We start from the raw sequence: 12,347 nt of genomic DNA on the forward strand, positions 1-12,347 counted from the left end.
TCACTCTGTCGCAAGAACCCAATGCGACGCCGTAGCGGCTTATCGGGCCACACGGCGCGAGATCCCCGCTTCGGCCTGCCGCCGTCGCCGAAGCGGCGACGAAGACAGCCGGTGGTGCGCCGGCCGCGGGTCCCCGCGGCCGGCGCACCACCGGCTTCATGGAAGATGTTTTCTATGCCCTCCCCGTGATTCCTCGACCCCGGGCTCGTCCAACGACCGGTTCAGATCGCGGCTCGCTTCGCTCCCGCGATCCAACCTTATTCGTTAGGTGTTAGGTGTTAGGTGCTGGATTCTCGCGCCTGCGCGATGTAATTAAATACGCATGCTTTATTTGCATGCCAAAAAAGTCGCTATCTTGAATTTCCGCAATGCTATGCTCAACTCTCATTGCTATGTGTAGTGCTTCTAGCGCGGGATTTTTTTCATCAATAAGTACGATGCGAGAAAGTTTCAGCAGCTCTTCCTTGGATAAGGTCTTTTGCACGATGCCTGCAATGTATTTTAGAGATGCTTCTTTATTTTTATCAATCCACTCTGCAGCAACAACGAGATCCCACTTGCCCGGAGCATCTTCTCTAAGGAATAGTGCAAAGAACTCAAATGGCCCTTTCTCGTTGGCCATAACAACTTCTTGTTCTTTGAGTTTTTCTAGTAACTCTATCATAGTCTGGCCAAAAGGGACTTCGCTGCGGAAACCATTAGATTCGCGTCAGTAGGAGACGCGTTACCTATAGGGTTATACCTTGATTCCGGATCCCACTCCGCAACAGCCGACCATTCAGCAAACAACCGTGTTTTTATGCGGTCCTCCATTCCAGTAAGGTGGAGCAACACATCGAGATTATGAGTTTTGAAGCTATGATACCCTTCGAGCTCCTTCCTTGTGGACGGAAACCCAGACCATTTCAACGTTCTACATATGCGCGCCTTTAATCCAAGTTCAACCGCGTAGCCGCAAAGATAAATAGCCCCTTCATAACGCCGTGACGCAACGAGCACCTCGGCATCTTGAAGTCGAGCTCTCGCGATATTCTTGATTTCTTTCGTATTAATCATCGTCCGTACTTGTTCTTTTCTAGCACCTAACGTGTAATCCACGGAATCAGAAAGATCAGACGAATCCCACAATGTGCTGCTCCTGAAATAGGCGCGCTGTAGCCAGTCCAGCGACCAGCTCAGGCCGAACGTCGCCACACTCAACCCTCGCAGATCCTCTATCAGCCTATAGGCACAGGACGCTATGCCATCCCCGCCGCGGCGGCAAGGCCCGATCGTCGGGTTGTGGTCGCTCGCGCAGTGTGTTTGATCCAGGTCAAGAACTTGGATCGGACGGCGTCCGCGACCTGGCCTTCGCGCCGCGGTTTACGCACCTCGCGGCGGTGCGGGTGACCGGAAGTCGCCCTTCCTTGGGAGCCGGATGAATCCGGCGCACCCAGGATGGGTGCTGCTTCGGGCCGGATGAATCCGGCGCACCCGGTTGGCCGACGCGTGTCAACCGCCATGGACGACTTTGGTTGACAGCGCCGCGACCGACGTGGACGATGCGCGGCGGGGTGGTCGTCATCCCGCGTTCGTATCGATTCCGTCCGCGACCAAGCAGCCGAGCCCATGCATCAAGCCTTCGCCCCCGCGTCGTCGCAGCACGACGCCATCCGCCACGACTGGACCGCCGACGAGGCCGAGGCGTTGCTCGGGCTGCCGTTTAATGATCTCGTGTTCGCGGCGCAGACGGCGCATCGCGGGCATTTCGACCCGAACCGCATCCAGCTCAGCACGCTCTTGAGCATCAAGACCGGCGGCTGCCCGGAGGACTGCGGCTACTGTTCCCAGAGCGCGCAGCACGAGACGGAGCTGACCCGCGAGCGTCTGCTGCCGCTCGATGAGGTGCTCGACGCCGCCCGCCGCGCGCGCGCGGCCGGGGCGACGCGCTTCTGCATGGGCGCCGCTTGGCGCAACCCGACGGACAAGAACCTCGATACGGTGCTGGCCATGGTCGAGGGCGTGAAGGCGCTGGGTCTGGAGACCTGCGTCACGCTGGGCATGCTGACCGGCGGCCAGGCGCAGCGGCTGAAGGACGCGGGGCTCGACTACTACAACCACAACCTGGATACCTCACCCGAATTCTACGGCCGGGTGATCTCGACGCGGACCTATCAGGACCGCCTCGACACGCTGGAGCACGTGCGCGCCGCGGGGCTCAAGACCTGCTCCGGCGGCATCCTCGGCATGGGCGAGGGCCGGCGCGACCGGGCGGCGATGCTGTGCCAGCTCGCGAACCTGCCGGCGCATCCGGAGTCCGTGCCGATCAACCTGCTGGTGCAGGTGGAGGGGACGCGGCTGTTCGGCACCGAGCAGCTCGACCCCTTCGAGCTGGTGCGCACCGTCGCCGCGGCGCGGGTCATGATGCCGGCAAGCTGGGTGCGCCTCTCCGCCGGCCGCGACGACATGACCGACGAGCTACAAGCCCTGTGCTTTCTTGCCGGCGCCAACTCGGTGTTTTACGGCGAGCGGCTGCTGACCACGCCGAACGCCGGCGCCGAGCGCGATCTGGCGCTGTTCGCGCGGCTCGGCATCCGCTTCGAGGAGGCCGAGCCGCCGGGGCGCGAGGAGCCAGGCGCCTGCCATCGACACGAGGCTGCCGAGGCCGGCGCTGCCGCCGTCGGCCGCTGAGCCCGGCCGCCGCGCGATGACACACTCGCACAGCCGCGGCGCCGACGGCGGCGGAGCACCGGACGGCTGGAACCCCGAGTCCTCGGCATCGCGCCCGCTCGATGCCTCGGCGACACCGCCCTCCGACGACGCCGCGCTGCGTGCCGACCTGGAGCGCCTGCGCCGCGAGAACCTCTATCGCGTGCGCCGCGTGCTGGAGGGCCCCCAGGGCGTGCGGCCCGTCGTGGACGGACGCCGCATGCTGTCGTTCTGCAGCAATGACTACCTTGGCTTGGCCGCGCATCCCGTCGTTACCGACGCGCTGCGCGAGGGCGTGACGCGCTACGGCGTCGGCAGCGGTGCGGCGCATCTGGTGTCCGGCCACAGCGAGGCGCACCGGCAGCTTGAGCAGGATCTCGCGGACTTTACCGGCCGGCCCCGGGCGCTGCTCTTCTCCACCGGCTACATGGCCAACTTGGGCGTCATCAGCGCGCTCTGCGTGCGCGGCGAGCATGTGTTTGCGGACCGGCTGAACCATGCCTCGCTGAACGATGGGGCCAGGCTGGCGCAGGTGCGCTTGAAGCGCTATCCGCACCGCGACGTCGACGCGCTGGAGCGCATGCTCGCGGACGCCGGCGCCAGCATGCTCATCACCGACGGCGTCTTCAGCATGGACGGCGACCTGGCGCCAGTGCCGGAGCTGGCGCGGATCGCCGCCGCCGCCGGTGCCCGGCTCATGGTGGACGACGCGCACGGGCTCGGCGTCATCGGCCGCGCCGGCCGCGGCACGCTGGACGTGCTGCGGCAGGACGACCGGCAGGTGCCGGTGCTGGTGGGCACGCTGGGCAAGGCCTTCGGCACCTTCGGCGCCTTCGTCGCCGGCAGCGAGACGCTCATCGAGACGCTGATCCAGCGTGCCCGCAGCTACATCTACACCACGGCGCTGCCACCGGCGGTGGCGCATGCCGCGTCCGCGGCGCTCGCGCTCTCGGTGCGCGAGGACTGGCGGCGCGAGCACCTCAAGGCCCTCATCGCCCGCTTTCGCCACGGTGCCGCCGCGCTGGAGCTGCCGCTGCTGGAGTCGCACACGCCGATCCAGCCGCTGCTGGCCGGCCACTCGCTGCTGGCGCTGGAGTGGAGCCTGTTCCTGGAGGACCAGGGCGTGCTGGTGACCGCGATCCGGCCGCCGACGGTGCCGAAGGGGCAGGCGCGGCTTCGCATCACGCTGTCCGCAGCGCATCGGGAAGAGGACGTGGATCGGCTGCTGGAGCTGCTGGCGCAGTTGCCGCGGCGGGAGGGCCGAGGGCCGAGGGCCGAGGTGGAAGCGTCGGACGCCGCTGCCGGTGCGGGCCGATGAGCGCGTTGCGCAGCGCGAAGCCGCCCCTGGTGCTGGTGCACGGCTGGGGCATGAACGCGGGCGTCTGGGCCGGGCTGCCGGCGGCGCTCACCGAACGTTTTGAGCCGCTGGCGCTGGACCTGCCGGGGCATGGCGGCGCGCCCTTCACGGCGGAGCAATGGTCGCTGGACCACTGGGCGCGTGCCTGCCTGGAGCAGGCCGCGGCGTTGGGGGCGGAGCAGGCCGTCTGGCTCGGCTGGTCGCTGGGCGGGCTGGTGGCCATGCAGGCGGCGCGGCTCGCGCCGAAGCGGGTGCGGGCGCTGGTGCTGGTGGCCGCCACGCCGCGCTTCACGCGCGCCGCGGACTGGCAGGTGGCGATGCCGGAGGCGACGCTGGCCGCGTTCCACGACGGGCTCCTGGCCGATCCTGCTGGCACGTTGGAACGCTTTCTCGCGTTGCAGGTCAGGGGTCAAGAGGACGCGCGCGGGCTGCTGCGGCGCCTCAGGGCGGCGCTCGCGGCACGGCCGGCGCCGGACCCTGCTGCATTGGGGCAGGGCTTGCTGTTTCTCCAAGAGGAAGACCTGCGAGGTCCGCTGCCGGACATCCGCCCGCCCGCGCTCTGGCTCTTCGGCGAGCGCGACACGCTGGTGCCCGCGGCTGCAGCAGCGCGTATCGCGCTGCTGATGCCCGCAGCGCGGGCGCGCGTCATCGCCGGTGCCGCCCACGCGCCCTGGCTGTCCCATGGCGAGGCGGCGGCCGGGGCATTGAATACCTTTCTGGACGAAATCGGCCTATGAATCAGGTCATCGACCACGCCATCGGCAAGCCCATCATCGACAAGCCCATCGACAAGGCCGCCGCACGCCGCGCCTTCGATGCCGCCGCCAACGGCTACGAGGCCGTCGCGGTGCTGCAGCGCGAGATCGGCAATCGGATGCTGGAGCGGCTCGGCTACATTCGGCTCGCGCCCAAGCGCGTGCTTGATCTCGGCTGCGGCCCCGGATTCACCCTCGACGGCCTGGCGCGGCGCTACCGCGGCGCCGAGATCCTGGCACTCGATTTCGCGCTGAGCATGCTGCGCCGGGCCCGGCGCCGCGGCCATTGGCTGAACCGCCCGCGGCTGATCTGCGCTGATGCCGAAGCGCTGCCGCTGGCGGACGACTCGGTGGATCTAGTCTTCTCCAACGCGACCCTGCAATGGGTCAACGACCTGGACGCCACCTTTCGCGAGCTGCTGCGGGTGCTGCGCCCCGGTGGACTTCTCCTGTTCAGCACCTTCGGCCCCGACACGCTGCGCGAGCTGCGCACCGCCTGGGCGGCCGTGGACCAAGGCGCCCACGTGTCGCCGTTTCTCGACATGCACGACATCGGCGACGCGCTGGTGCGCGCGCGCTTCGCCGACCCGGTGATGGACGTGGAGCGCATGACCCTGACCTACGCCGACCTCCGCGGCCTGATGCGGGACTTGAAGCAGCTCGGCGCCCACAACGCGCTGACCGGCCGGGCGCGCGGGCTCACCGGGCGCCGACGGCTGGCGGCGCTGGAGCAGGCTTACGAATCGCAGCGCCAAGGCGGCCGGCTGCCGGCCACCTACGAGGTCGTGCACGGGCACGCCTGGGTCACGGCCAAGGCCCAGCCGCAGCTCGCCACCGCCGACGGGATCGCGATCCCGCTGGAGGCGGTCGCGGGCCGGCTGCGGCGGCGCAGTGCCGCGGGGGGTGAGCCGTGAACGGGCTCATCGTCATCGGCACCGACACCGGCGTCGGCAAGACCGAGATCGCCGCCGGGCTGATTGCGGCCTTCCGGACGCGCGGGGTCAGCGCCATCGGCATGAAGCCCATCGCCGCCGGCTGTGTGCCCGGCGACGACGGCCTGCAGTCCAACGATGCCATCAAGCTGATCGCGGCTGGCGGAATCGACGTGCCCTACCGCGAGGTCAACCCCTACGCGCTGGCGGAGCCCATTGCGCCGCACGTGGCCGCGGGGCTGGCCGGCGTCGACATCAAGCTCGGGCGCATCCGCGACGCCTACCAGGCGCTGTCGCAGCGGGCGGAACGGGTCATCGTCGAGGGCGTCGGCGGCTGGCGGGTACCGCTCGGTCCGGCCTTGTCGCTGAGCGATCTACCGTCCGCGCTGGGTCTGCCGGTGGTGATGGTGGTGGGGCTGCGCCTCGGCTGTCTGAACCATAGCCTGCTCACGGCGGAGAGCGTCCGCGCCCGAGGCGTGCGGCTGGTGGGCTGGATCGCCAACGAGATCGACCCGGACATGCTCGCGCGCGACGAGAACATCGCGACCCTCGCCGCCCTCATCGACGCGCCGACGCTCGGCGTGGTGCCGCGGCTGCTGCCGCCGACACCCGAGGTGATCGCGGAATACCTCAACCTGGAACCGCTCTTGCGCTGACCCGACGGGCGTCGGCTTGACACGGGTGGGCGCGCCGATCGGCCGCCGCCGGGCCGGCGATGCCGCATGCTAAGCTCCGCGCGATCCGGCGGGCCGCGTTCGACGGGACCGCCGGAGTCCGCATTGCCCCCGTGCCAGCCGACACTGAAAGGAGCCGATTCATGCCTGTCCGCCACTGGGCCGCCCGCGCCCTGCTTGTCCTGCTCAGCCTGTACCTGTTCGCCGCCAGCGCTGCGCTCTCGGCGGACCCCATCAGCCAGACCATCGCGCTCGGCAACGCGAGCCTCGTGGTGGAGGAGGGCGGCAAGCTCGCCATCGCGCAGAACGCGGAACGCGGCATGGTGCCGGCCTCGACCATGAAGCTCGTCACCGCGCTCGCGGCCATTGAGCGCTGGGGTCTCAACCACCGCTTCACGACGGAGTTTCGCCAGGGCAGCGACGGCCGGCTCTGGGTGGTCGGCAAGGGCGACCCGTATCTCGTGTCCGAAGAGCTGGACCAAGCGATCCGGGGGCTGCGCGGGCGCGGCATCACCAGCGTCAACGGCATCGGGCTGGACGACACGCTGTTCGTCGCCGACGATCGCATCCCCGGCCGCTCCGCGACGAACAACCCTTACGACGCACCGGTAACGGCACTGGCCGTGAACTTCAACACCGTGAACGTCAGCATCTCCGGCGGCAGCGTGCGCAGCGCCGAGGCGCAGACAGCGCTCACGGCCACCGCGCGCCGCATGGCCGCCGGCGCGGGGGCTGGCAATCAGCGGGTCAACCTCAAGACCCGGGACAATGCGCTCCGGCATTTCGGCGAGCTCATCGAGCTCAAGCTCAAGGCCGCCGGCATCCGCGTCAACGGCGACGTGCAGGTGGGGCGTGCGCCTGGATCGAGCACCCTGCTGCTGGCGCATCCGAACAGCCGGCCGCTGTCCACCGTGGTCGAGAACATGCTGGAATATTCGACGAACTTCGTCGCCAACAATCTGTTCCTGCTGCTCGGCGAGCGGGGCGGGCAGAGCAGCATGGCGCTGTCGCAGCGCTGGATGGAGGACTGGGCGCGGCGCAAGTTCGGCTGGCGGGACTTCGCCATTGAGGATGGCGCCGGTCTCTCCCGCGGCAACCGGCTGAGCGGTCGCCAGCTTATCGATGTGCTGGACGCCATGGAGCCTTACCGCAACCTGGTGCCGCAGCAGGACGGCAACCCCAACGTCCGCGCCAAGACCGGCACGCTCCGGGGCGTCAGCACCTACGCCGGCTGGGTGCGGCGCGGCGGCGAATGGGCGCCCTTCAGCCTGCTCATCAACCAGCCCGTCGCCTACGGTTTCCGCAATCAGGTGGCGAGCGCGCTGGCGAGCACGCCCAGGCTGGCGCGCTATTGAGCCCGCAACCGCCGCAAGCGCGATCGCGCCCCGGTGGGCGCGCCTGCGCGTGGGCCACGCTGCTGCTCGCCGCCGCGGTGCTCTGGGGCTGCGCGCCGGGGCTCCTGCCGCGGGCGGAAGGTCCGGCGGCGGCGCCGGCGGTGCCCCTGCCTGCACCACAGCGCACCGCCCTGTACTGGAACGCGGAGGGCGGCTATCCGACCCTGGCTCCGCTGCTGCGGCGGGTGACACCGGCGGTGGTCAACGTCGCGGTGATCTCCGACATCAACCTCGAAGATCATCCCTTTCTGAACGACCCGGCGTTCCGGCGCTTTCTGGAACAGTTCGGCATCGAGCCGCCGAACGTGGACGAGCTGCGTCGGCGCCAGAGCGTCGGCTCCGGGGTCATCATCGACGGCCGCCGCGGGCTGGTGCTGACCAACGCACACGTCATTGAGGACGCCCGCGACATCACCGTGACGCTGAAGGACCGCCGCAGCTTCAAGGCCCGGCTCATCGGCCGCGACCTGGGCACCGACATCGCGGTGCTCCGGATTTCGCCGGTGGACGCGCCGCGGCTCGGCTTCGCGGACTCGAGCCGGCTCGAGGTCGGCGACTTCGTCATTGCCATTGGCAATCCGTTCGGGCTTGGGCAGACCGTGACGTCCGGCATCGTCAGCGCCGTCGGGCGCACCGGCATCGCCGACGACAGCTTGGGCGAGCTGATCCAGACCGACGCATCGATCAATCCCGGCAATTCCGGCGGCCCGCTCATCGACTTGGCCGGGCGCATCGTCGGCATCAACACGGCCCTCATCGGACCGTCCGGCGGCAACGTCGGCATCGGCTTCGCCGTGCCCGGCAACCGCGCGCAGCGGGCCATGCGACGGATCACCGGGGAGCGGTAGAGAGGCGGAGCTGGGCCAAGGGCCAAGGGCCAAGGAGGGCTCCCTTGGCCCTTGGCCCTCGGCCCTTGTGCAAAAGTGACAACCGATCCCGCTCCCGCTCCCGCTCCCGACGCGCCTGCCCGGTCCGACGCCCCGTCGAAACGTGGCGTCAATCCGCGGCCAGCGCCACCTGCATCACGTCGATGCGCTCGTCGCGGAAGCCGGCCTCGCAGTAGCAGAGGTAATAGCGCCACATGCGGACGAAGCGCTCGTCGTAGCCGAGCGCGCGCACGGCGGGCAGCTCGGCGTCGAAGCGCTCGCGCCATTCGGCCAGCGTGCGGGCATAGTCGAGGCCATGGAAGCTGCGCTCGACCACCCGGAGCCCGGCGTCGGCCGCCGCGGCGTCGAAGCGGCCGACCGTCGGCAGCATGCCGCCGGGGAAGATGTAGCGCTGGATGAAGTCCGGGCTCGCCTTGTAGCCGTCGAACTCGGAGTCCGCGATGGTGATGATCTGGAGCGCCGCGCGCCCGCCCGGTTTCAGGCAGCGCTTGAGCATGGCCATGTAGGCGGGCCAGTAGGCCTCGCCGACGGCCTCGAACATCTCGATGGAGACGATGTGGTCGAAGCGCTCGGTGACGTCGCGGTAATCCTGGAGCCGAAACGCCAGGCGCTCGGCGAGCGGGGTACCGGCCACGGCGGCCTCGGCCCAGGCGAGCTGCTCGCGCGAGAGCGTGAGGCCGGTGACCTTGAGCCCCGCCGTGGCCGCGGTGCGCGCGAAGCTGCCCCAGCCGCAGCCCACCTCCAGTACGTGCTGGCCGGGCTCGGCGTCCAATAGCTCCAAGAGGCGGATGTACTTGTTCGCCTGGGCCTGCTCCAGCGTGTCTGCCTCGCGCTCGTACACGGCGCTGGAATAGGTCATGCTCGGGTCGAGCCAGAGCCGGTAGAAATCGTTGCCGAGATCGTAGTGGGCCTCGATGTTGCGCCGGCTGCCGGCCCGGGTGTTGGCGCGGCGGCGGTGGCGGAACAGCGATGCGAGCCGGTGCAGCAGACTGCCGTCGTACACTTCCACCAGCGCGTGCTGATTGGCCGCAAAGCAGTGCAGCAGCGCGGTTAGGTCCGGCGTGTCCCAGTCGCCGGCCATGTAGGACTCGCCCAAGCCGACGTGGCCGCGCAGGGCGATGCGCCGGGCGAAGCTGACGGGCTTCAACAGCCGGATCTCGCCGCTCGGGCCCGCCTCGGCGCCGTGCATGTCATGGCCATGCTCGCCGATGCGGATGCGCAGGTGGCCGCGCAGGATGCGGTCGAACAGGTGCCGGAACGGCTTCAGCGCGGCGCGCTGGCCGCCGACCGGCATTGGGGACGCCTGTGCGCTCTCGTGGTTGGACATCAGGTGACCTCCTGCTCGGGTGGCTGGGGTTTCGGGAAGAAGCGCGCGCCGCGGAGCCAGATCTTGAGCGCCTGCCAATGGATGGCGAACAGCACCTTGTAGGTCATCACCGGCATCGCCCGGAAGGCGCGCCACAGCGCCGCGTCGGTCAGCGGCTCGCCGGGGCCGGTCTGGCTGGCGACGAGCTTGAGCCGGCCGTGCTCGTCGAACTGGCGGATTAGCACGGCAAGCTGCGCGCCGGGCTCGGACAGACGGAAGCGGTAGCCGCCCAGCATGTCCATCAACGGCGAGACGTAGAAACACTTGATCTTCTCGGCCCGCACCGGCCAGTCGAGGGGCCGGCCGTCGTCGTGCAAGAGATAGCTGTGATGCTGCCCGAAGGTGTTGCTGACCTCGGCGATGACGGCGCGCAGCCGCCCGTCCGCGTGCTCGCAGTACCAGAGGCTCAAGGGGTTGAAGCCCAGGCCCAGCACGCGCGGAAAGCACAAGACCCGGATGCGCCCGCCGGCCAGGTCGATGCCGCGCCGGCCGAGCACCTGCTCCGCCCAGGGTCGCAGCGGCGAGCCGTCGCGCGGGCCGTGGTCGCGCAGGTCGAAGCGGAACGGGCGCAGGCCGCGCCGGCGGCTCCCGGCCGCCGACGCGGGCGCGACGGCGAGCAGTCCGGGCGCCGCATCGAGCCGGTCGACGTCCAGCAGGACGCTGAACACCCGGTACTCGAACCGGTACTGCACCGGGAACAGCCGTCGGTGCATGACGCGGGTGAAAAAGATGCGGTGCGGCGCGTTGGCCACAGCGTCCGCCGGCAGCTCCGCCGCCGTCACGCGGGCACCCCCACCGGGGTCGGCAGCGGCAGCGCGTCCGGGGCGGGCTCGGCCGCGTCGCCGGTGAGCCAGCCGGTGTCGGCGCCGAGCCGATCCGCCACGTCTACGGCGGCGCGCAGCGCGTCCTCATGGAAGCCGTAGCCGTGATAGCTGCCGCAAAAGTAGAGGCGGTCGGCGCCCTGCAGCCGGTGCAGCTCGGGCTGCGCGTCCATCGCGGCCTGGTCGTACACCGGGTGGTCGTAGGTCATCTCGCGGATGACCGTGGCGGGGTCGGGGTCCGTCAGCGGGTTCAGGGACACGAAGTAGTCGCGGCGGCTGGTCAGGCCTTGGAGCCGGTTCATCCAGTAGGTCACGGACACGGATTTGTCGCCATCGGCGCCGTCGGCGGCCAGGTAGTTCCACGCCGACCACACCACGCGACGCGCCGGCATCAGCCGCGCGTCCGTGTGCAGGAAGGTGCGATTCGGCTGATAGCGGAAGCGCGCCAGCAGGTCCGCCTCCAGCTCGGTCGGCTGCTCGATGAGCGCGAGCGCATGGTCCGCGTGGCAGGCGAGCACGACGCGGTCGCAGTCGATGCTGCGCCCCGAGGCGAGCTGCACGCGCGCGCCGGCCTCGCGCCGCTGCACGGACACGGCACCATCCTGCACCATGCGCGCAGGACCCAGGTCCGCTGCGATGCGCTTCACGTAGGACTGCGAGCCGTCGGCGACGGTGCGCCACGCGGGCCGCTCCAGCGGGTTCAGTAGCCGGTGATTGTCGAAGAAACGCGCCAGGCTCTCGGCCGGAAACTCCAGCATCGTCGCCGGCGGGCAGGACCAGATGGCCGCCGCCATCGGCAACAGGTAATGGTCGCGGAAGCCGTCGCCCAAGCGCGCGTCGGCCAGGAATCGTCCGAGGCTGCGGCCGTTGAAGCTCGAATCGCGCAGGCAGCGCCGGCAGACGGCACCGAAGCGCAGGATGTCCACGAGCATCCGTAGAAAACGCGGGCTTACCAGATTGCGGCGCTGTGCAAAGATCGTGTGGGGGCCGTCGCCGCCATACTCGACGCGGCCTGGGCCGATGGAGGCGGCAAAGGACATGTCCGAGGCGCGGGTCGGCACGCTTAAGCGCGCCAAGAACCGGACGAACAGCGGATAGTTGCGCGTGTTGTAGACGATGAAGCCCGTGTCCACCGGTATCCGGGAGCCGTCTTCGTCGACATCAATGGTGTTGGTATGGCCACCGAAGTAGCCGTTCTTTTCGATCAGCGTCACGTCGTGGCGCTGAGACAGCAACCACGCAGACGCCAAGCCGGCGATGCCGCTGCCGATGACACAGACTCGATCTCTCATGCGGATGCGTTGTACAGGTTTCGTCCGGGAGGGTGGATGGAAGATCTGGACAAGGCCGATCGGTATCAATGGTGCGCTACGCCGACGAGGCGGATAGTGCAACGGACCGGCGCCAGGGCCGGCTCGCCCGCGCGGCCGGCGGAATCTACCACGCCCGGATGCGCCTGCGCCCCCGGCGGAC

Annotated in this window: 12 protein-coding genes; 7 read left to right on the top strand and 5 right to left on the bottom strand. The window is 69.0% G+C overall.

Annotation, left to right across the window (positions count from 1 at the left end; all coding sequences use genetic code 11):
* Nucleotides 1-271 precede the first annotated feature (271 nt).
* Both ML01_RS28440 and ML01_RS26950 read right to left on the bottom strand, forming a co-directional pair.
* The gene (locus ML01_RS28440; RefSeq protein ID WP_156427582.1) at nt 272-622 is read right to left on the bottom strand and encodes a hypothetical protein; all 351 of its coding nucleotides are present in this window, start codon (nt 620-622) and stop codon (nt 272-274) included.
* 38 nt (nt 623-660) lie between these two features.
* Nucleotides 661-1,194: a HEPN domain-containing protein gene (locus ML01_RS26950; RefSeq protein WP_082674010.1), complete on the bottom strand. Its 534-nt coding sequence runs from the start codon at nt 1,192-1,194 to the stop codon at nt 661-663.
* A gap of 414 nt (nt 1,195-1,608) precedes the next feature.
* Between ML01_RS26950 and bioB the strand changes: the two genes are divergently transcribed.
* The 7 genes from bioB (at nt 1,609) to ML01_RS06365 (ending at nt 8,648) form a co-directional block, all read left to right on the top strand.
* The gene (gene bioB / locus ML01_RS06335) at nt 1,609-2,670 is read left to right on the top strand and encodes a biotin synthase BioB (RefSeq protein ID WP_058554557.1); all 1,062 of its coding nucleotides are present in this window, start codon (nt 1,609-1,611) and stop codon (nt 2,668-2,670) included.
* 16 nt (nt 2,671-2,686) lie between these two features.
* Complete coding sequence (gene bioF / locus ML01_RS06340; RefSeq protein ID WP_082674011.1) at nt 2,687-4,006, top strand: 8-amino-7-oxononanoate synthase; 1,320 nt, start codon at nt 2,687-2,689, stop codon at nt 4,004-4,006.
* A complete protein-coding gene (bioH, locus tag ML01_RS06345; RefSeq protein WP_058554558.1) occupies nt 4,003-4,782 on the top strand; it encodes a pimeloyl-ACP methyl ester esterase BioH in 780 nt (259 codons plus the stop codon). Before bioF ends, bioH begins: the two co-directional genes overlap by 4 nt.
* A complete protein-coding gene (gene bioC, locus ML01_RS06350) occupies nt 4,779-5,714 on the top strand; it encodes a malonyl-ACP O-methyltransferase BioC (protein WP_058554559.1) in 936 nt (311 codons plus the stop codon). The genes bioH and bioC overlap by 4 nt, the downstream gene beginning before the upstream one ends.
* Entirely contained in the window at nt 5,711-6,388 is a 678-nt protein-coding gene (gene bioD / locus ML01_RS06355) for a dethiobiotin synthase (RefSeq protein ID WP_058554560.1), read from the top strand. Before bioC ends, bioD begins: the two co-directional genes overlap by 4 nt.
* Before the next feature lie 161 nt (nt 6,389-6,549).
* Complete coding sequence (locus ML01_RS06360) at nt 6,550-7,761, top strand: D-alanyl-D-alanine carboxypeptidase/D-alanyl-D-alanine-endopeptidase (RefSeq protein ID WP_058554561.1); 1,212 nt, start codon at nt 6,550-6,552, stop codon at nt 7,759-7,761.
* Nucleotides 7,758-8,648 carry a trypsin-like peptidase domain-containing protein gene (locus ML01_RS06365; protein WP_371258184.1) on the top strand — a complete coding sequence of 297 codons (891 nt, stop codon included), beginning with the start codon at nt 7,758-7,760 and terminating at the stop codon, nt 8,646-8,648. Before ML01_RS06360 ends, ML01_RS06365 begins: the two co-directional genes overlap by 4 nt.
* A gap of 148 nt (nt 8,649-8,796) precedes the next feature.
* On the opposite strand, the gene ML01_RS06370 is transcribed toward ML01_RS06365, so the two are convergent.
* From ML01_RS06370 to ML01_RS06380, 3 genes are read right to left on the bottom strand one after another with little or no spacing between them, the layout of a single operon-like run.
* A complete protein-coding gene (locus tag ML01_RS06370; protein WP_082674013.1) occupies nt 8,797-10,014 on the bottom strand; it encodes a cyclopropane-fatty-acyl-phospholipid synthase family protein in 1,218 nt (405 codons plus the stop codon).
* Nucleotides 10,014-10,784, bottom strand: coding sequence for a DUF1365 domain-containing protein (locus ML01_RS06375; protein WP_256363620.1), 771 nt, complete (start codon nt 10,782-10,784; stop codon nt 10,014-10,016). Before ML01_RS06375 ends, ML01_RS06370 begins: the two co-directional genes overlap by 1 nt.
* 47 nt (nt 10,785-10,831) lie before the next feature.
* The gene (locus ML01_RS06380; protein WP_058554562.1) at nt 10,832-12,166 is read right to left on the bottom strand and encodes an NAD(P)/FAD-dependent oxidoreductase; all 1,335 of its coding nucleotides are present in this window, start codon (nt 12,164-12,166) and stop codon (nt 10,832-10,834) included.
* Between the last annotated feature and the right edge of the window lie 181 nt (nt 12,167-12,347).

The sequence above is a fragment of the Thiohalocapsa sp. ML1 genome, from assembly GCF_001469165.1.
Classification (GTDB): domain Bacteria; phylum Pseudomonadota; class Gammaproteobacteria; order Chromatiales; family Chromatiaceae; genus Thiohalocapsa.